This is a genomic window from Granulosicoccus sp. 3-233 (assembly GCF_052681095.1).
Window position 1 is genome coordinate 1 of record NZ_JBQYLE010000022.1, and the last position, 20765, is coordinate 20765.

16 protein-coding genes and 2 pseudogenes are annotated in these 20765 nt (G+C 54.7%); 13 read left to right on the forward strand and 5 right to left on the reverse strand.

The window, feature by feature from the left end; translation table 11 throughout:
• Positions 1-489, forward strand: a 489-nt coding sequence (locus ACUNV4_RS29085; RefSeq protein ID WP_430882184.1) for a hypothetical protein, incomplete at its 5' end; no start/stop codon positions are given.
• A 411-nt stretch (positions 490-900) separates the two neighbouring features.
• Here ACUNV4_RS29085 and ACUNV4_RS29090 read toward each other — a convergent pair.
• Positions 901-1671 (reverse strand): methyltransferase domain-containing protein, encoded by a 771-nt coding sequence (locus ACUNV4_RS29090; protein WP_430882185.1) that lies wholly within the window; start codon positions 1669-1671, stop codon positions 901-903.
• 331 nt (positions 1672-2002) lie between these two features.
• Between ACUNV4_RS29090 and ACUNV4_RS29095 the strand changes: the two genes are divergently transcribed.
• Positions 2003-2413 carry a hypothetical protein gene (locus tag ACUNV4_RS29095; RefSeq protein WP_430882186.1) on the forward strand — a complete coding sequence of 137 codons (411 nt, stop codon included), beginning with the start codon at positions 2003-2005 and terminating at the stop codon, positions 2411-2413.
• A gap of 49 nt (positions 2414-2462) precedes the next feature.
• Positions 2463-2849, forward strand: coding sequence for a hypothetical protein (locus ACUNV4_RS29100; RefSeq protein ID WP_430882187.1), 387 nt, complete (start codon positions 2463-2465; stop codon positions 2847-2849).
• Between the two features lie 25 nt (positions 2850-2874).
• On the opposite strand, the gene ald is transcribed toward ACUNV4_RS29100, so the two are convergent.
• Positions 2875-3993, reverse strand: a complete 1119-nt coding sequence (ald, locus tag ACUNV4_RS29105; RefSeq protein WP_430882188.1) for an alanine dehydrogenase — start codon at positions 3991-3993, stop codon at positions 2875-2877.
• Positions 3994-4145: 152 nt separating this feature from the next.
• Between ald and ACUNV4_RS29110 the strand changes: the two are divergent.
• Positions 4146-4778 (forward strand): annotated as a pseudogene (locus tag ACUNV4_RS29110) (IS3 family transposase).
• A 454-nt stretch (positions 4779-5232) separates the two neighbouring features.
• Here ACUNV4_RS29110 and ACUNV4_RS29115 read toward each other — a convergent pair.
• Positions 5233-6477 carry a glycoside hydrolase family 16 protein gene (locus ACUNV4_RS29115; RefSeq protein ID WP_430882189.1) on the reverse strand — a complete coding sequence of 415 codons (1245 nt, stop codon included), beginning with the start codon at positions 6475-6477 and terminating at the stop codon, positions 5233-5235.
• An 850-nt stretch (positions 6478-7327) separates the two neighbouring features.
• On the opposite strand from ACUNV4_RS29115, the pseudogene ACUNV4_RS29120 reads away from it, so the two are divergent.
• The 3 genes and pseudogenes from ACUNV4_RS29120 to ACUNV4_RS29130 all read left to right on the forward strand — a co-directional run.
• Positions 7328-8236, forward strand: a pseudogene (locus ACUNV4_RS29120) (metallophosphoesterase); the annotation flags it as partial.
• 237 nt (positions 8237-8473) lie between these two features.
• Positions 8474-9850 (forward strand): fibronectin type III domain-containing protein, encoded by a 1377-nt coding sequence (locus ACUNV4_RS29125; RefSeq protein ID WP_430882211.1) that lies wholly within the window; start codon positions 8474-8476, stop codon positions 9848-9850.
• Positions 9840-10694, forward strand: a complete 855-nt coding sequence (locus ACUNV4_RS29130) for a tetratricopeptide repeat protein (protein ID WP_430882190.1) — start codon at positions 9840-9842, stop codon at positions 10692-10694. Before ACUNV4_RS29125 ends, ACUNV4_RS29130 begins: the two co-directional genes overlap by 11 nt.
• Positions 10695-11141: 447 nt before the next feature.
• On the opposite strand, the gene ACUNV4_RS29135 is transcribed toward ACUNV4_RS29130, so the two are convergent.
• The gene (locus tag ACUNV4_RS29135) at positions 11142-12200 is read right to left on the reverse strand and encodes an NAD(P)-dependent oxidoreductase (RefSeq protein WP_430882191.1); all 1059 of its coding nucleotides are present in this window, start codon (positions 12198-12200) and stop codon (positions 11142-11144) included.
• Between the two features lie 286 nt (positions 12201-12486).
• Here ACUNV4_RS29135 and ACUNV4_RS29140 point away from each other — a divergent pair, with 286 nt between their 5' ends.
• The 5 genes from ACUNV4_RS29140 to ACUNV4_RS29160 all read left to right on the forward strand — a co-directional run bounded on the left by ACUNV4_RS29140 (position 12487) and on the right by ACUNV4_RS29160 (position 17168).
• Complete coding sequence (locus tag ACUNV4_RS29140; protein WP_430882192.1) at positions 12487-13296, forward strand: MurR/RpiR family transcriptional regulator; 810 nt, start codon at positions 12487-12489, stop codon at positions 13294-13296.
• Between the two features lie 205 nt (positions 13297-13501).
• Complete coding sequence (locus tag ACUNV4_RS29145; protein ID WP_430882193.1) at positions 13502-14533, forward strand: TRAP transporter substrate-binding protein; 1032 nt, start codon at positions 13502-13504, stop codon at positions 14531-14533.
• A gap of 25 nt (positions 14534-14558) precedes the next feature.
• Positions 14559-15116, forward strand: a complete 558-nt coding sequence (locus ACUNV4_RS29150) for a TRAP transporter small permease subunit (RefSeq protein ID WP_430882194.1) — start codon at positions 14559-14561, stop codon at positions 15114-15116.
• Positions 15113-16414: a TRAP transporter large permease gene (locus tag ACUNV4_RS29155; RefSeq protein WP_430882195.1), complete on the forward strand. Its 1302-nt coding sequence runs from the start codon at positions 15113-15115 to the stop codon at positions 16412-16414. Before ACUNV4_RS29150 ends, ACUNV4_RS29155 begins: the two co-directional genes overlap by 4 nt.
• 4 nt (positions 16415-16418) lie before the next feature.
• Positions 16419-17168: an aspartate/glutamate racemase family protein gene (locus ACUNV4_RS29160; RefSeq protein WP_430882196.1), complete on the forward strand. Its 750-nt coding sequence runs from the start codon at positions 16419-16421 to the stop codon at positions 17166-17168.
• Between the two features lie 166 nt (positions 17169-17334).
• Here the strand turns inward: ACUNV4_RS29160 and ACUNV4_RS29165 are convergent, their stop codons facing one another.
• Positions 17335-18288, reverse strand: coding sequence for a LysR substrate-binding domain-containing protein (locus ACUNV4_RS29165; protein WP_430882197.1), 954 nt, complete (start codon positions 18286-18288; stop codon positions 17335-17337).
• Between the two features lie 474 nt (positions 18289-18762).
• Here ACUNV4_RS29165 and ACUNV4_RS29170 point away from each other — a divergent pair, with 474 nt between their 5' ends.
• Positions 18763-20745, forward strand: coding sequence for a copper amine oxidase (locus ACUNV4_RS29170; RefSeq protein ID WP_430882198.1), 1983 nt, complete (start codon positions 18763-18765; stop codon positions 20743-20745).
• The last annotated feature ends 20 nt before the right edge of the window (positions 20746-20765 follow it).

The window sequence follows — 20765 nt, forward strand, 5'->3', positions numbered from 1 at the left end:
CCGAAAAACGAAACAACTTTCCAGTCAGCCAATCTCAACGAAAACACTGTCTACGCAGATACTTTCAGCAATTTGTCTCTGAAAATGACCCACACGAATCCGCGTAGACCCACCCATGTTTTCCTTCACGTATGCCATGAAGCCCTGCTTGTCGTTCTGCATGAGGGGGCTTCCACCCACAAGCAGATAGGTTCTCATGTCTCGGTGATACACACGGTCGAGAATCTAGAAGGCATGACAGTCGGCAAGGTTGACGGCGTTGCAGAACGCATGGAAAAGGCCATCAAGGATACGGATGCACGTCTGGCCAAACGATTCGACGAGGAGAAGGCGAAAGGCGAGCTACCCGCCGACTTCCCGTCCATGGCCCGAGCCAGATTGTTGCACGACATGCGTCAGGGCTGCGTCCATCGAAGCCGTGCCGGCTGGTCCGCGAAAGACCTGAGCCAAGACCTGGAAGATCGAACACGGATGATTCTGTTGCACTGAACAGCGAGACCGCAACGTCGTTCGGGACGAGCAAGGGGTGGGCCTTCCAACACGTCAATCCACTGTACATTCCTTGAACAGATTCGTGATCGTACCGCGCCATGGCTGCTTTATCGATCTATACGCGGTTCATCCACATGCTTATCCACAGTTTTTGTGGATAAGCATCATTTGCCTGTTTTTCAGTAGAATTACGGCTTTCATGTAGCCTGTCGAGTATCCGCATATCAACGGCGTTCAGCTGCATTTGACTTTGATCGACCGGAGCGTCAGCGTAGAGAGATAAAAGTCACAATGTCGGCTGCAACGTACTGTTCGATTTACGTGCAACCCTACACATCCCCAATCTATCACTCGCGACTATTATGCACAGTTAGCGCATTTGTTTCAGCTATCGCAATCTGCGCTTCATTATTTCCTCGCGATAACAATATAATGAGTTATAGAAAAGAAGAACTGTCCACTTCTCGCTAGATCATGCTGTTCATCACGCCATTGTATTATGTCTTCCGCACGGATCAACTTATTAGTGATGCAAAATCGTTCCATAAGCGTTAATAGCATATTGGCGATACCATCTGGCTTGAGCTTATAATCACAAAAAGTATGAGCCTGTATTTTGTCGATATAAAAGCCTTGTTCTCGCATATGAGGGGATATAATTGCCGGCACACAGCGCTCAGATAGGTGTTCGTCCCATGCGCGAATAACTCGATCCATTCGACCAGGGTTCTTGCTAAACCAAACCCAACTATCAAAATGCATGTCGCCTACTACTAGCTTTCCATTTTTTCGGAGGATTCGATATGACTCACTAAGCGCATTCGGTATATCATCTAGATACTCAAAAACTTGCAATGATACCGCTTTGTCAATAGAGTCATTTTCAACGGGTAATTTGGTAGCGGTACCTTCTCTGATATCAATCGATGGTATTTCGCTGCAACGACGTATAGCAGCATCACGCATCGCAGTGCTCGGATCCACTCCTATTACACGTCCATCGACTCCAACAGCCCGAGCGAGCTCAACTGTAAGCATTGCATTCCCACACCCGATATCGAGGATGGACTCTCCTGGCGCTGGATCCAGCGCTTCGAACGATAGCTTTCTACGCTGAGTCACATCAGCGCCGAGATAGCACCGCTCAAGTGTTTGGGTAATTTCAGCATCAAACTCCACTGTGAATCCTCCAGGGAATCTCTAAATATTACTCGCAATGTACGCAATTCTTATGACATAACACTAGTTATCACAGATGTGCTAGAACAACCAAGAACTCATCGTATCGTATCTTGATTGAATGAGGTACTCCAAGTAAATCGAACGTGTGATGTGACGAAAATCAAACCGACTGAAAAACAGTCATTTCTCAGAAGCCACTGTTTACGCCATCGTTCCGGAAACGGACTTCAGTGAAATTCGGACCGTCTTTTTTTCATCGATCGCTTGTGCTTTCATAGGGGTCAATCGCTTCCAAGACGGAAGCCTCCACTTTGAAGACACCACCCGTATGAACATCGAGCCCAAGTCACGCCAGCAGAAACTCGTCGAGGCCATCTATGCATACTTCGGCGACATGACTGATCCTGCGGCCGAAGACGCACCCACACTGCGCATCTGCAAGCACCTGCTGACACTCGGCGACGAACTGATGAGCCATCAGCACACCCTGTCCTTCATCGATCTCTGGAACGCCGAGTACGCTGAAGAGGAAGCAATGACCCGTGAAGAACTGCTATGGGCGCTGACGATATTCGACACCAACATGACTCGAATAATACAAGAGCGGAGAAAGTCTCGCCAGGTTTCCGGTAGCAACCGTCCGAGGCTGCGGGTCATCAACGGTGGCTTGAGCGACAGACCAGACCGGCCCCCTGTCGCCACTGAAGTCATCAGGGAAGAATACGATCTGGACTTCTGACCCTGCTCCCCTTCCCCCGCGGTTTTCAACCACCCCAAGAGAATGTCTCATGAACAACTCCTCGAAACCCGTCTCCCGCGCGCAGAAGATCGTCAATCATGTGTTTCCGTTCTTTGGCGAGCTGGCCAGACAGCACAGCAGCGATATCCAGGCCTTGTCCATCTGCAAGCAACTGATCGGGTTGAAGGGAACCGCTCTGCTGGAACCCGTCGTCCTCCCCTTGCTGCATACCTGGCATGACGAATGCCCTGAGGAACCCCCTTTGCAGGAACACGAGCTTCATTGGGCATTGCACGAACTCGAAGCCCATTTGTCCAAACAGTTGCATGACCTGCATACCCGTCGGGCCGAGCCTGTCGAAACAAAGCCTGCACGGCCGAAGCTTCGTCTGATTCAGGGGGGCAAGTCCGGGAAGAACCTCAAGGGCGAGCTGTAGCGGATGCGTCGGTAGATTCTCTGGCCTAACCGTCCAGCGCAGCGAGCGGATCCCTGTACGCATAGCCCAATGTATCTGCCACTTCCTGGTAGGTCACATGCCCCTTGCAGACATTGAGTCCGGCAAGCAGATGCCGATCATCCTGCAATGCCTGCTTGTAACCTTTGTCTGCCAGGGCAAGCATGTAGGGCAAGGTCACATTGTTCAGTGCATAGGTCGAGGTTCTGGGCACTCCACCAGGCATGTTCGCCACGCAATAGTGAACGACATCATCCACGATGTAGGTCGGTTCGGCGTGGGTCGTGGCGTGGGATGTTTCACTGCAGCCACCCTGGTCAATGGCAACGTCCACGAACACGGCACCCGGTTTCATTTTCGCAACCATCTCCCTGGTGATAAGCTTTGGCGCTGACGCGCCCGGAACCAGTACGGCGCCGATAACCAGGTCTGCCGTCAGGACATGATGTTCCAGGGCATCCGCCGTGGAAAAGACTGAATTGGTCGTTCTGCCAAACTGCTGCCAGTGCTTCTCAAGCATGTCCGGGTTGCGATCCAGCACCCAGACATCGGCCCCCATGCCCACCGCTATATGCGTTGCATGGCTTCCGACCGTGCCCGCACCGATGATCACCACCTTGGCGGGATCGACACCGGGGACTCCACCCAACAAAACACCCAGCCCCCCATGAGGATGCTCCAATGCGTAGGCGCCAGCCTGCACGGCCATCCGGCCAGCCACTTTCGACATGGGCGCCAGCAAGGGCAAACCACCCTGGGCGCCGGTGACGGTTTCATACGCAATGCAAATCGCGCCACTGTCAACCAGGTCCCTGGTCTGATCAGGATCTGGAGCCAGATGAAGATAGGTGAACAGTACCTGTCCCTCGCGCAGCATTTTTCGCTCGACTGCCTGGGGCTCCTTGACCTTGACGATCATGTCGCAGTCCGCGAACACACTGGCAGGATCATCGACTACCCTGGCGCCGGCGGCACGATAGTCATCATCCGAGCGACCGATGCCTTCTCCGCAATGACTTTCAACCGTGACCTCATGGCCATGATCAACCATTTCCCTGACGCTGGTCGGTGTCATCCCGACCCTGTATTCGTGATTCTTGATCTCTTTGGGGACACCTATGTGCATCGCAGTAACCTCGGTAAAAATGGTGGATTCCAATCACGTGGTGATAGTTCGCGCCCATGTAGATGCTCAGCTAACAAACCCGTGCGGTGCAGCTGGCTCATCATCAGCTTAACGCAAGTTGTGTTCTGTAGTCATGAGGTTTGCCATTGTCGATGCGGAGAAGGCCATTTTCAGTGTCGCCCTGCTGTGTCGCACCCTCGAAGCCGTGCAAAAGGTATCGTAATACCACCGAACGAAACAAGTCTCACCCGGTGGCGCCCAACGTGATCCAGCGCGATTTCACAGCCGCCGAGCCCGGGCGCAAATGGGTTGGCGACGTCACCGCTGTCGCCACCGACGAAGGCTGGTTGTATGTCGCTCCCATGATAGACCTGTTCAACCGGGAAGTGATCGGTCTGGCCTGCGGTGAGAAGAACGATCAGAACCTGACGCTGAAAGCGCTGGAGGCTGCCATCGCAATGCACGGTGCCTCCGAGGGGCTGATACACCACTCGGACCGAGGAAGTACCTACACGGCGAGCAGCTATCGTGAGAGCCTTGAGAAGCACGGCATCGTCTGTAGCATGAGCCGTAAAGGTGACTGCTGGGACAATGGGGTGGCTGAGAGCTTCTTCGCGACCTTGAAGTAAGAGCTGATATACCGTCACCACTTCGCGACTCGTGCGGAGGCTGCACTGGCCATATTCGAATACGTGGAAGTGTTCTACAATCGGATCAGGCTGCGCTCAGGCAATGGTTGCTGCAGTCCTGTTGACTATCACCAATATAATACAACGGTGGCATAGTGAACGTATTCAGGTGTCTATGAAACTGGGCGACGTCCAGATCTCGAGGCCGTGGAGACACGAACCAGCGTTGTACAAGCGCACCTGGAAACCATGACAAGTCATGTCGCGGAGGACGCGGCGGCAGGAGATCACTGAGCTCTGACCCTGAGTCTGCCGTTGTCGAACCGTGGCGCTTCCGTTGGAGTGGCGTGCTGACTATCGAAGATTCGCTATTCCTGTCGACAATCTGGCGACGCCATCTGGTGATTCCGGAGTCCGAGTCTTTCGAACTGGTGGATGGAGGGCAGGTTTTCAATGGCAGACTGGTCTCGATTGATAACCGTGAATGCGGTGGATGTCTATTGGTTTTCTTGAATCAGTCGCAGCTTGTTCTCGGAACCAAGTTCCGGATTCGATGTAAAGGCGCTGCCCAACAAGCGCCGATTATGCCTGCTATGCCTGCTCACGCAGTTCATGGAGTCGTAAGGCTCAAGCAAGTGGCATCCCCGCCTTTTCCGCACCACCCGTGGTTGCGAGCCGGAATACTATTCTGCCAAACCTTGACATAGTCCACGGCAAGCTTGGGTCCAACTTCATTCACGAACACGCTGCTATCAACGTTTCCTTCAAACCCATCGAGCCCCATGGCAAGATTGATGACAATGTACATTGTCGAATCGGTAATCGGATGTGTTTCCGTCAACCCTGGTGGCAAGACAGGTCCAGCCGAACCAACTTGGTGAATCAAGCGGCGATCGACATAGAAATTGATGCGGTCCTGCTCCCATAGAACACCGTAGGTATGATAGTCGTCCGCGTAGTCCACCACGTCTGGACCGGTTGAGTTACCAACGCCCACAGGATCGCAACGGACTGGATCGTACTTCTCCTGCGAGTTATATGTCCACTCGCTGCTGGTTCTGCCGCCCGGGTAGTGATAAGAGTTGAAAATCGTATCGTAACTGAGCCGGCCAACATCGTCTGTTCCTGCGCCAATCGTCGGCCAGAAACTCGAGTTCTGCTGCACAAAACATTCCTCGCCTTCCTGATCAACGCGAGTGTTTGGAATATGTTCCGCCACATCGATCTCGTAAATGGAAGAACTTCCATTCAATGCGTTGAAATAGGCGTTATCGGAATACAGCCAAATGGCTGAACGAAAGCCATTGCCTGCTTTCGGCATCTTCGCCCGCACTTCCATGTAGCCATAACGAAACTGAAATCCGTGCGTACCGTCAATATTCGCATCGGTCGTCGGACCAACATGGGAAGAGATCAATCCCGACACATAATTTCGCCGCTTATTGATGTTCTTTTTCCATGGATTCACGTATGAACCAATGACAAGGCTTTCATCGCCTCCGTCAGCGTTGACATCATCGGCATTGCTTCCTGTGCCTGCGTCGCTGCCGTGTGAGAAGATGTGTTTTCCCTCGCTTTCCAGAATTCCCAAGAAGGTATTCATATCCGAAAAGTAATTGGCTGGAACCCAACCAATGCCAGGCTCCAGGCCTGTAGTGTTGACATTCCACTGATCCTCATTCGACACCCCATTGATTTTCCAGTCGCCCCAAGGCACTCGGGAGCTCCAACGGGTCCAATCCAGCACACCCAGCGCATCCGGATTTTCTACAGTAGCGGGCGTAAAAGAGTCACTGAATACTTCAACCCAGTCACCGCTGCCATCAAATATTTCTTCTGGTGGGGCAATATTCACCAGTTCCGCGCTCGTCAACGTCTCGCATCTACTGTGTCGACTGTGTTTTTTGCCATCGTCCGAAGGACATTTGACTACCGGGGTACCGTTACCTGGCTTCGGTTTCCCCTTACCTGGTGGTGGAGCCGCCTGCGTAACTGCTGAGTGAAGCATTGCAGTCAACAGCGCAGAGAGACAGCATGTCGTCAACTTCATGAAAACTTCCCTCACAAATGACTGAAGAACACACAAACAAAATCCCATCACACCCAAGGAATGACATGACAACCATCAGAATCAGGACACATCACATCGACTCCTGATCATGCACGATTGTTCGGCAACATTCCAAATGCAAAGTGTGGAACGGTAACCGGAGGGGCCCTCGGTGTGAATATCCCAAACCACCAACTGCTGTTTTACTGCCCCTCCGGGGAAATTCAGATCATCAGACAAGCATCATACTTAACACTGTTCTGATTCGTATGTACAGCCAAACTTCGGTCTCAGTGGCAAATGGCAATTGACTACCGGACATGGGTGCATGAATGATCTATCAGGATTTTCAGCTTCCTGTCTGCATACTGCGGTAGTAGAAAGGTACGATATTGCACGTGCTACCAATTATCGGCTTGACGCCTGGCACGCATTACAACGAGAATCAACTCGTACGCCAAGGAGGTAAACAGGCTGACGATAAATAACGGATTACAGCCTACAGGGGTGAACAGTTGCACGGATTGGTAGCCCATTGCCCTCGGTGATCGGAATCATTTTCGAACAAGTGCCGCCCTGCATATTCACCGGAGTCATAATGCGCACACCTATGTTTCACCTACATACTGACATTCTGATTGCAGTATTTCTACTCATGGCAGCTGCTTCTGGCCCCATCCTCGCCAATCCGGTACGCGGACCCTATTTACAGCAGGGCTCATCCGACGGTGTCACTTTACGCTGGCGCACAGCTGGCAATCGGGATGCCCTGGTCCGTTATGGAACTGATCCTGCCAACCTTGACCAAGTGGATGGCGATGCTACCGTTGGAATCGACCATTCAGTCACTCTTTCGGGGTTGCTGCCCCATACACGATATTACTACCGAATTGGAGACAGCCTGGAAGTCTTCGAGTCCAGCAGTGATCAGTATTTTGATACTCATCCTGCGACGGGAACGTCCGCGCCAACACGAATATGGGTGCTGGGAGACAGTGGTACTGCCAATGCCAATGCAGCCGCGGTTCGCGATGAATACCTCACCTTCAATGGCGGACCGCATGCCGATGTATGGTTGATGCTTGGCGATAACGCATACAACGATGGCACGGACGCCCAGTACCAGGCTGCAGTGTTTGACTTGTACCCTCAGGTATTGCGCAATTCGATTCTCTGGCCAACCCTGGGCAATCATGACGGTTACAGCGCAGATTCCAGCACTCAGTCAGGTCCGTACTACGATATCTTCACACTCCCTGAAAATGGTGAATCCGGCGGTGTAGGGTCAGGAACAGAAGCCTATTACTCGTTTGATTACGCAAACATTCATTTTGTCAGCCTGGATTCCTACGACTCTGACCGGTCTGACACGGGTCCGATGGCTGTCTGGTTGCGCAACGACTTGTCTCAAACCAACCAGGAATGGATCATCGCCTATTGGCATCATCCCCCTTACAGCAAGGGCTCACATGATTCTGACAGCGAACTGGAATTGATTGAAATGCGTACGAACTTCTTGCCCATACTCGAGTCATACGGCGTTGACCTGGTGCTGGGTGGGCACAGCCATTCGTACGAACGATCCATGCTCATTCACGGCCATCATGGATCAAGCAACACCTTTGACAGCAGCTACGTGGTGAATGCCGGCGATGGCGACCCACAGGGTTCCGGTGCCTACACAAAGCCGATGGCACCGGATAGCGGTGCTGTATACACAGTCGCTGGCAGCTCAGGCAAGATCACCAATGCGCGGCTGAATCACCCGGTCATGATTTCCAATTGGGTGGAACTGGGCTCCATGATCATCGACGTGAACGCCAATCAACTCGATGCTGTGTTTCTGACCAGTTCCGGCATCTTGCGCGACAGCTTCAGCATTGTTCACCAGGCGCCACCCTCCTCTCCGCCGGTCGCACCTGACAACCTTGTGACCAATGCGATTTCATCAACAGACGTGTTACTGAGCTGGAACGACAACTCGGACGATGAAAGTGGCTTCGATTTGCAGCGATCCACAGATCAAACCAATTGGACGTCAGTTGCCACTCCTGGCACAAATACAAGCAGCGTTACAGACACCGGCCTTGAACCCGAGACGACCTATCACTATCGAATCCTTGCCGTGAACAGCGTTGGCCATTCATCGCCCAGCAACGTGGCGACAGCGACGACCGATGCGGTCCCCCCATTCGTGAACTATTCGGCCGTGGCAGAAACTGCGGTGAACGGTACGGTTTCCGGGAACTTCAGTGCCACTGAATTCAACGACGACAGTGTGCAATCCATCAGGGAATCCGAGTCCGGCGGTAAACCAACAAAGCGTCGGAGTCTGCTGGAGCATCGATGGCAGTTTTCAATTCAGGCAGGCGCCAACGTGAGCGTGCACGCTAATGCCTGGTCCAGTGGGTCCGATGATGGGGATGAATTTGCCTTTTCATTTTCCATCGACGGTGGAAAAAGCTGGCAGGCACTCTTCACTGTCGAGAGTATCGATCCAGATCACCAGATTTCGGCCTTGTTACCGTCTGGAACCGGGGGAACAGTACTGATTCGTGTGATTGATACTGACAGAACACGAGGCCACCGTGCACTCGATACAGTTTATGTTGACGAACTGCGCGTTCAGGTGAGCACAATGGCCGGCAGTCCGCCCACTGCACCTGATGTGTTAGTTGCCACGTCGGAGACAGCCCATTCTGTCGAATTGAGCTGGAACGACAATGCCACAGACGAAACCGGATATGCAGTGGAACGCAGGGCCAGTGGTGGTGACTGGATCACTCTCGGAAATCTGGCCGCGGACTCTACTGGCATGACGGACTGGACCGTTGCACCCGAGACAACTTACGAGTACAGAGTGCTGTCATTCAATGGATTCGGCAATTCATCGTTCTCCAATATCGCCAATGTCACCACAGGGTCTGGTACAGGATCCGGAATCGTGCTGACAGCGTCAGGACAAAAGATCAAAGGTGTCATACATGCCAATTTGTCGTGGGACTTTGCGGTCGGTGACACTGTGGATATCGTTCGCGATGGTAGCGTGATCGATACAGTGTCAGACACTACCTATACAGATAACACCGGAGCTAAAGGCGGGGCGACATTGGTGTACAAGGTTTGCGAATATGGCAGTGATATAGAGTGTTCAAATGATGCGACGGTTGCATTCTAGATTGCTGATTCGGGTATCCGGGCTGGCTATCGGGTGGCTGACCATCTCCATGCTTGCCATGGCGCATGACGACCACCAGAGTCAGATTGCCCGGCTTGGTGGCGAGCTGCAAAACAGGTCCTCACTGGAATCTGCAGAAACCATTCAGAAGTATCTGAGGAGGGCCGACCTCTATCGACGGGAACGACACTGGCAGAGGGCGCTGGCTGATTACGACCAGGTTAGCCGGCTGAGTCCGGGCAACCGCACCGCCATGTCTGGAAGGGCACAACTCTACCTTGACAACAAGCAATACCAGAGAGCGTTGCATTGGTCTGCGCTATTGCTTTCCGCGCAGGCAAATCACCTTCAGGCACGATTGATTCACGCCAGGGCTGCGCGTGAACTCGGACAATTCGACACTGCGCTCGCAGACTTCAAGCGTTGTATCGACCAACTGGAAAAGCCAACTCCTGAAATCATTATCGAGTATGCGGATACAATGCTCGACTCCGGCCGTACGGACGCACATCAACAGGCAGTGACCATCATTGACAAGGGGGCTGAATCACTGGCTCACCCAGTCAGCTTACACAGTCATGCATTGCAGCTTGAAACGACAGCTGGTGATCTTGAATCAGCGCTGAGGCGCATTGATGCGGTAATCAACCGCAACGACAATTTGCTGGTATGGCGGCTCGAACACATGGAGTTGCTGATCAAACTGGGCAGGCATGAGAGCGCCAGAAAGTCCGCGATCGAGTTCGTGAACACGATCGACAAACTGACAGCTCATCGTCGAAACAGCAGGGCGGTACAAGCTTTCATGAGTCGATATGACTACATTGTCTCGCGCTTGCCATAGACTCCGTTCCCGAGTGCCACGACGTCACAAGGAGGCTTTTCCTCGACGCAAAGGCAGCAGTACGTACTGCCAATCGAGCGTGCGAAGTGTCAATTCACTCGGGTTTTCGCATCCACCCAGGGTCGGGCAAAATCGTGATAGTCCTCGATGGAATTGGCGAAAGCTTCAGTGCCCGGCTACTGGCGGCTTCATTCGTTTGAACAGACCAGGCACAGGCATCTCATGACAGTCTCCTGCTGGTTGCAGGAATACAGGAATGGTTGAGTGACGCCCTGTAATCGAGAACAATCGAGGGTGCACCGGATCGACGTCATTGACACATGATGTTCTGACGTATTGCCGGGACCGCGTTGAAGTCATCGTCACGGAGGTGAGAATCAGCATACAGAACGCCACGCACAGCGGAACTGACCATCGGGCACATTATTGAAATCGGTGTGTTGCGGCTCAACCGCGCCCCATCACCTCAACCTCATATCCCTGCTCCTCCGGCTCATCATCAGTCAACTCCGCCGGAAATCCCTTGCCAAGTACTTCCACACCTGCCGACTCCTCGAGGCGACGGATAATGTTGGATGACCATTCACGCGGACCAAAACGCTCCTGGCCATCGCGGAAGATGTCCATCAGAAGCGGTGAGATTTCCAGCGGCACCTCCAGATTCCTGGCGAGGGTATCGAACAGACCGACATCCTTGAGCACCAGATCCATGGTGAAGCTGATATTGCGACTGCCGTTCAGAATCACCTGAGATTCGGTTTCGTGGACGAAGGAATTGCCGGAGGAAATCTTGATGGCTTCAAAGGTGGTGTTCATGTCCAGACCCGCCTTCTTGCACACGGTAAGCGCCTCTGCCACGGCGCACAGATTGGCGGTGGCCAGATAGTTGGTCATCACCTTGAGCACCGAAGCAGTACCCAGCTCGCCCGTGTGCAACACTCGGCGACCCAGCGTGGTCAGCACGGGCAACACCTGCTCGAACGATTCACGATCGCCGCCGACGAAAATGGAAATATTGCCGGTCGCGGCACGGTGACAACCGCCCGATACCGGCGCTTCCAGCGCCCTGGCGCCCGTGGCCAGCACGAGCGCGGCAATGCGTCGCAACTCACTGTCATCCGTGGTACTCATCTCCAGCCAGATCTTGCCGTCGCTCAAGCCGGCAATAACCCCATCGTCACTTTCCATCACGGCACTGCAGGCTGCGGGTGACGGCAGGCAGGTAATGATCATGTCAGCCGCTTCAGCCAACTCCCTGGGGGTATCGGCCCACTGCGCCCCTCGGTCGATGAACGTCTGTACTGCCAATGGGTCCAGATCACGGACAGTGACTTCATGCCCATTGCGCAGCAGGCTGCCTGCCAGCTTGCCGCCGACATTTCCCAATCCGATGAATCCGACTTTCATGTGCTGTACTCTCGTTGCTGTTGGCGGGTTGTTTCGCGGACCGCGTAGAGGGATGGGGCAACGACACAGACACCAGCACCTGCCCTTGGCAGCGACCATCGGCTCACTCTACGGATTGAGCTCTTCGGCAACAAGTCATCAGAATTTGGTGATTGGTAATATTTCATGTACATGCTGATGGCAACGCCGCCACTGTGCGTTGGCAAGCCGTGCCGCCAATGGATACCCGTGCTGGAATCCTGCCCGAGCTTACAATGAACACACCACCTCTCCGGTCTACTGAGCGGCATTGGGAAGATCAAAGCAGTCGACAGTAAGCCTGCCATGCATCATGAAAATATGTTTTCATGTGCAACCTATGTCAAAGCGATCTTTTCTATCCCGTGTGCGTAGCGCACTCCCACATCTGCATCCTGCCGAAAAAAAGCTGGGAGAGCTGGTGTGCAACTTCCCTGGCGAGCTGGCTGGCTATTCGGCTTCCGAACTGGCACAACTGGCCGGGGTATCCAATGCAACGGTAAGCCGTTTCATTCGCAGGCTGGGCTACCCGAATTACGAAGAAGCCAGGCTTCACGCGCGGGAAGAGAGCCAGACAGGCTCGCGACTCTACAAGGCCAAGACCACCGATAGCGACACCGCGAATGCCAATGCCTACGAAATCGCTGATATCGAGAACATCAGGACGACCTTCAGTCAGGTCAGTTTCGGTGATATTCAGGACCTGGCCAAAGCAATGCTGGATGCCAGGAAACTCTGGATCATAGGCTTCAGAGCAGGTAATTCACTCGCCAGCTATCTGCAATGGCAATTGACGCAGGTGATCGAGAATGTCGTGTCGATACCTGGAAGTGGGCACACCATGGGCGAGCATCTGGTCAGTATCGATTCATCGGATCTGGTTATCGTGTTCGGTATTCGTCGTCGCGTCGCGCAACTGGACGCCATACTCGCTTCCGTGGCAGAAACAGGTGCCAGACTTGCCTACATCACTGACGAAGGGGCACCCGTTCACGAACAGGCAGAGTGGCACCTTCGCTGCCAGACGGGGTCACCCGGGCCGCTTTTCAGCCATGTTGCCATCATGGCCTTGATCAACGCACTGGCCAATCAGACCATTGAACTGTCTTCGGAAGGTGGGAAGGTTCGCCTGGCGGAGATAGAAGCCTTCAACGAAAGTCTCGAAGAACTTCAATAACTTCGTCATTCCCTTGCGTATCCGGCTCTACGGCAGGTCATCGATCTCGACGCACTAACAGGGTGCGTTGCGCGCCCCACAATCGCCACTCTCAATTTTTCATGAAAACATGTTTTCTTTGATGTGAAAATGTGTTTTCATGAATCGGACAGTCAATATTCGTCCGTGCGACCGCATGAACGGTCACGACCAGAGAGAAATCATCATGAGCATACGCCTTGGAATTCTAGCGACACTTGCACTTGTTCAGACCAATGCCATTGCCGAAACCACCTCACTCAAGGTGTTAGGGCAACCCGTTGGTTCCGGACTCATCCAGCAACAGAAAGAGCAACCGTTTTTCGAAAACTTTGCTGAAAACTCCGGCATGGATGTCAAGATCGACTATCTGCCAGTGGATGTCGCCGGCATACCGGACAACGATGGCATGCGCGTACTGCGAACCGGGCTGTTCGATATCGTGTCGGTACGCGGCTCTCAGGTCAGTCGCGATGAACCAACCATCCTCGGACTGGATCTGGTAGGCCTGAATCCAGACTTCGATTCAGGAAAAACACATGTCGAGGCATTCCTCCCCACAGTAGACAAAGCGGTGCAGAAGCGATTCAACGCACGCTTGCTGGGTGTCTGGCCAGCCGGTCCACAGGTCATATTCTGCAAGCCCGAGATCTCGGGGCTGGCTGATCTCGATGGGCTCAAGGTTCGTGTCGGTGATCAGACGGCAGCAGCTTTCGTTGACAAATTCGGAGCTACAGGGGCTCCCCTGCCTTTCGGAGAAGTGCAGCAATCACTTGCCAGAGGCGTTGTTGACTGCGCCATCACCGGTCCAGCGTCTGCCAATTCAGGGGGATGGCCCGAAGTGACGACGACAGTTCTGCCCATTGCATTGCAACTGGCCATGAATGGTTACGCAATCAATCTGGACAGCTGGAACAAGCTGAATGAAGACCAGCAAGCGCAACTCGAATCAGCCATTGACTCACTGGTCGATGATGTCTGGACGTACTCTGAAGAACTTTATACCGATGCCATGAACTGCAATACGGGTGCCGAGCCCTGCACTCATGGAAAACCCTACTCCCTGTCTGCTGCAGAGGTGTCCGATGCCGACCTTGAATCTGTCAAGCAGGCACTGGTAGAGACATCACTGCCGGGCTGGTCGGCGCAGTGCAACAAGGTCAACCCCGACTGCGAAGCGGACTGGATGGCCACCGTGGGTGCTCAACTGGGCCTCTGAGTCCGATCGCCGGAGATAGTTTGTCATGCATACCTTTTCAAGATTGGCGGCCATCCTCTTCGGCCTGATGATGACGGTGCTCTGCATCGTCATCGCCATTGAAACCATTTTGCGAAAAGTGTTCAGCCATTCCCTGGCGGGCATAGACGAACTCTCCGGCTATGCGATAGCCATAGGAGCACCGTTATGTTTTACCGTCGCGGTGATCGAACAGGCCCACATCCGCATCAACCTGCTACATCGAAAGATGCCAGTTCGCTTGCAGGCACTCACCAATGCCATTGCAGCTGTGACCCTCGCCTTGTTGTCCTTGTTCCTGCTGACATTCACGATCAGAACATTCAGGGAAACACAGCTGTTTTCCTCGGTAGCACAGACACCCTGGGCAACACCGCTTGTCTACCCCCAGGCTTTATGGCTACTGGCTATGGCCGTGTTTTCCCTGGCAGCTGTACTGCTGGGTATAAAGGCGCTGCTTCTGTTGTTCAATCGCAACAGCGAGAAGCTCAATCGGGAATTCAGCCCGGATAGCATCGAAGAGGAACTGGCCGCAGAACTGTCTGACCTGGAGGATCGAGCATGAGCATGACAGTCATATTCGGCGGATTCGTCATCATGCTTGCCCTGATGTTTCTCTCCATGCCGGTTGCGGTGGCCATCCTTGCCGTTGGTGGCGTTGGAGGCTACTTGGCCTATGGAATGCCCCTGGTGGAAACCATGGGAGGTGTGGTCTGGGGAACGCTCAACAACCCGGTCATGACAGCCATCCCACTGTTCATGCTGCTGGGCGAACTACTACTGCGCGGCGGTATAGCAGACAGGATGTTCGATGCACTGGCCGTGTGGCTAGGGCGTTTGCCCGGCGGGCTTCTGCACACCAATATCGGCACCTGCGCGCTGTTCTCGGCGACCTCCGGATCTTCCGTGGCGACTGCCGCCACGGTGGGTACGATAGCCTTGCCGGCGTTGAACGAACGCAATTATCCAGTCCGGCCTGCATTGGGAACCCTGGCCGCTGGCGGCACGCTGGGCATCCTGATCCCACCTTCCGTCAATCTCCTCGTCTACGGCTCATTGGCCAATGTCTCGGTAGGTCAACTGTTCATAGCAGGTATCCTCCCCGGTTTGACACTGGTGCTGCTTTTTTCAGCCTATGTCGCTATCGCTTACCCGAATGCTGGCCGTTCTGGTCCGGCCATGCAGGTGCCTGCGAACGAGAAGCGCAGACTGCTGCGACATCTGATTCCACCAGCGATCATCTTCGGCATCGTCATGGGCTCGATCTATGGCGGTATCGCAACACCCACAGAAAGTGCCGCCTTGGGGGTGATTGCCGCTTTCTTTTTCGTCTGGCGCAATGGTCGTCTCAACTGGCGAGTGCTGGAAAATTGCTTCATCCAATCAGCCAAGACCAGTGGCATGGTCATTCTGGTCATCGTCTGCGCCCTGTTGCTGAACGTTACCTTGTCCATGACCGGAGGCACGCAAGCGGTCACTCGCTGGGTGACGGAACTGGGTCTGAACACATTCTCCCTGTTGCTGTTGTTCGTCGTGTTCTATGTCCTTCTGGGCATGTTCATGGATGCGATGTCCATGCTGGTACTCACCGTGCCTATCGCTGTGCCCATGATGATGTCCGTTGGCGTCGACCCGGTCTGGTTCGGCATCTTCGTCGTCGTCATGTGCGAAATAGGTCTGATCACACCACCTGTCGGCATGAACCTGTTTGTCGTGCAGGGTGTGCGCAAGGGGGGCGGCGATTTCAATGACGTGGTACGCGGCGCCTTGCCTTTCGTCATGATCATGATCGTGTTTGCAGGCCTGCTGATCGTCTTTCCGCAAATTGCACTGTGGCTACCTGAAATGGCCTCTGGACGCTGAACTCATGCAATTGCAAAGCGGAGAGTCCGCAACCGACATGCCAGACCAGAAAAATCATGGAATCCTGGTTATCAATCCGAACGGCAACACCCAGGTCAATGTGCTGATTCAGTCTGCAGCCAGACGTGTGCTGGAAGCGGACACCGTGGTCACGGTGATGAACCCTCTGAACAGCCCTCTGTCCATTGAAGGTCCGGAGGATCGTAGAGACGCCGAGCCCCGGGCAATCCGGTTGTTGCAGAACAACCCCGGCTACGATGCCTACATGATGGCCTGCTTCGATGATATCGCGATCGATGCCGGACGCTCCTTTCTCGAAGTGCCTGTCGTTGCATGCGTGGAGGCAGCACTCATCGCCGCACGCTTTCAGGCCAGGCGCTTCACCATCATCACCACCGTGGAAACCATGGTGCCCGGTATCAAGAAGCTGCTGGAACGATTCGGGTTGCATCGCCAATGCACGGTCAGGGCTATAGGTGTCGGTGTTGCAGCCAGCGCCAACGGCTCATCACACATTTCAGAACGAATCAACAGCTCGATCAGGGCTGCGCGAAATGAAGATGGTGCGAAAGCCATCATCCTGGGCTCGGCCGGATTATGCGGTCGAGCCAGAGAACTTTCGATACTGCACCGTCTGCCGGTCATCGACTCGATTGAAGCCGCTCTCATTCAGACAGAAACCTATTCGAGAACCCGGGCGTTCAGTGCACACCCTCGACACCTGTCCTCCAGTCGCATGCTGTCAGGCACATGACGGAAGACCGTCAAGACCCCTGCCTTGCCAACCGATACGTCCTGCCGCGCACGGCCAATGCCGCCAGGCATGCTCATCATGGATGGCAGCAACCCGATGATCACCCTGACCCGTAGGTCGATACCGTCCTTGTCTGTTATCCCGATGATCGCGCACAGGGCGCAGCTCAGCCGGGCGAGACCTGTGAGGTACTCGCCTGGCTCTGACAATGCAGCCAGTTCAGCAAGGTCGCCACTCGTGTATCCTCGGCAAGCTCTCGATGACAGACCGCCCCCCACTGTCCTTGACCACTCAACACCTGACCGGTCGGATTGATCAGACGACCGGATGCCAGATCGTCATCGGCAAAGGGACCATTGACCAGAGCAACGCCTTCTCCGCGCGCCGCCATTTCCAGAGCCACCACCAGGGTATCGACGATGATGCGGTTGCTGCCGGGACAAGGCCCCAACGACAGGGACTCGAAGTAGCTGTCCCAGCTCCAGGCTTCGGTGTATACCCCGATCAACGGCAGCGTGGTCAAACGCTCAGCCGACAGTGTGTCATGCGCCTCTGCCGACAACGACGGCCTGCCATCTGCCAGTAGCTGTGGACTGCACACCGGAAACAGACGCGACTCGAACAGCGGCTGCCAGTGCAGATGCTCGGCCAGGGGGCCATCGCGAAACACGATACCGACATCCGCATTGGCCTCATCGAATTCCCAGTCGGAACTGCACGTCATCAACTTGAGCTCGACCTCCGGGTGCGCACTCTTGAAATCCGCCAGCCTCGGTGCCAACCAGCGAATGGAAGTGGTGACGTACACCTGCACGGTCAGCGGCTGCGCGTGTTGCAGCTGACGCAGCACCTGCGCCCCCTGCACCAGACCTGCCAAGGCCTCGCGTACTACCGGATAGAAGCGCTCGCCTGCCGGTGTCAGCACGACATGCCGCCCGTCACGGGCAAACAACCGGACCTGAAGATTCTCTTCAAGCCGCTGGATCTGACTGACGATGGCCGGATGTGTCAGGTGTAGCTCTTCCGCCGCTGCACGCAGGCTGAGCAAGCGAGCCGCAGCTTCGAAGCCTCTCAGGGAGCTCAGCGGGGGCAGATCCTGCAGTGGCAATGGGCTCGGCATGACGAGAGTTCTCGGAAGGTTGCTACATCGCTGGGAGGTTCAGCAGCAAGCTGATCAGGTCTGATGGATACGAGGACCCGCCAACAGCAGCCCCTCAAGCACATGATGATATCAACCCCGAGGATGACAGCTTGCACAACCTCGCAACAAGCTCAGTCCGACAACCGCCGCACGCCCATTTTCGGAGCATTGACCCTGCAACTGCACCATGAAGTCGCTCATTTCCACATTGATAGCCTGGGCTGACAACGCCTGTGCATCAAACTGTAAATGATGCATCAATACGCTTGTTCAGGGCCTCGACCATCGAACGGAACAAGGCTATTCTCCATTCACGGCGTTGTATCTCTACCGCTGGGCGGATGATGCATTCAATCTCCACCAGGCAGATACAGCGTTGTTTCAGCCCCGAGCAGACACCGTTTTACTCATACCTCGCCTTCACACGGGCGCAACCCCAATCAGGAGAAGCACGTGACATTGAAAGATGCGCTGTACGGATTACTCTTGCTGGTACCGGCAGCAGCCAGCCATGCCGATACCTATCCGCTGGACGGACTCAGTGGCGAGGAGTATCTGCAGACCACCGAAATCCTGCGTCAGGCGGGATTGACTGACGAAAACACGCTGTATCCACTGATCGAACTGGTGGAGCCCATCAAGGCCGATGTGCTGGCATGGTCCGAGGACAACCCGCTGGATAGACGGGCGCGTGCCTACTACAAAAGCGGCGATGGGTTCGACACGGCCCTGATCAATCTGACGGAGGCGTCTGTGGAGACGTCCGGAGCCGCAGGCGGGCAACCCATGGTCCTGTTCTCGGAATTTCTCACCGCCATGAACAGTGCTCTGAGCCATCCTGACATGGTGTCGGGGCTTGAGCGGCGCAATCTGACACCGGATGACGTCTTCTGTCTGCCACTCACCGCAGGCAACTTCTTCACCGAGGAATACGAAGGCACTCGCCTCATGAAGGTGCCTTGCTATGAGAACCCGACCGGATCGAACTTCTATGCCAAGCCCATCGAGGGACTGTTTGCCGTGGTGGATATCGGCAAGAACGAAGTCATACGTGTGGTCGAAGATGACACACTGATACCGGTGCCTGACGACCCCTGGGGCTATAACGAAGAGGAAGTGGCCGAGCGTGTGCCGCTTCGAGAAGCGACGAATCCGGCCACGCTTTCACAACCCGATGGACCGAACTTCACGGTGAACGGTAGCCGGGTGGAGTGGGACATCTGGCGTTTCCACTATCGAATCGACAAGCGACCCGGAGCTGTATTGTCGAACATCGCCGTGCTGGACGGTGAAGAGTGGCGTTCGGTGCTGTACCAGGCACATCTGTCGGAAGTCTTCGTGCCTTACATGAACCCGTCGGACGGCTGGTACTGGCGCACCTACATGGATTCCGGTGAATACGGATTCGGGCTGTTCCTGACACCCCTTCGAGCAGGTATCGACTGCCCTGCACACGCCACTTTCCTGCCCGCCATGATGAATGATGACAGTGGTAACCCACTCGAGATACCGGATGCCATCTGCATCTTCGAGCGCGATATCGGCGATCCGGCCTGGCGTCATTTCGAGGTCTTTGCGCAGAGTGAAGACACATTCGTCCCCGCAGAGGGCAGACCGGCGACCGAACTCATCGTGCGCACGGCCTCGGAAGTCGGCAACTACGACTACCTGATCGATTACCGCTTCGCCCAGGATGGCCAGATGCGCATCATGGTCGGTGCAACGGGACTGGACGCCGTCATGGGTGTCGAGTCCACCTCCATGGGCGATCCGACGGCCGAAGCCGATACGCGCTACGGCACCTTGATCGCCCCCAACTTGGTGGCGTCCAACCATGACCACTATTTCAATTTCCGGCTGGATTTCGATGTCGATCAGCCCAATAATCGCTTCGGTGTCATGGAGATCGTCCCGGGCGAGGTGCCCGACGACAGCCCCCGACGCTCGCTGTGGCAAGTGAAGCATACGATGCCGGAATCGGAACTCGAAGCGCGCTACAAACTCAGTGCCATGCAACCCAAGCATTTTCATGTGATGAACATGGAGCGCAAGGGACCACTGGGACACACCCCCTCGTGGATGATTCATCACGGATCAGTCGCCTATGGCCCTTATGATTTCGAGAACGACCCACCGATGAAACGCAACGCCTATATCGAGTACAGCGTATGGAATACCGTCTATGACCCGGACCAGCGCTACGCGGGAGGCACCTTTCCGATGCAGAGCGATGGCAGCGACACGCTTGCTGAATGGGTCAAAGCCGACCGCTCGCTGAAGGATCAGGACGTGGTGACCTGGTTTACCGCAGGCTTCCACCACATTCCTCGCATGGAGGACTGGCCCGTCATGTCCACTGACTGGAAAACCGTACACATACAGCCGTTCAATTTCTTTGCACACAACCCGGCGCTCACCGTACGTATGCCAAAGTAACCCGCCCCCTTAATGCCTGA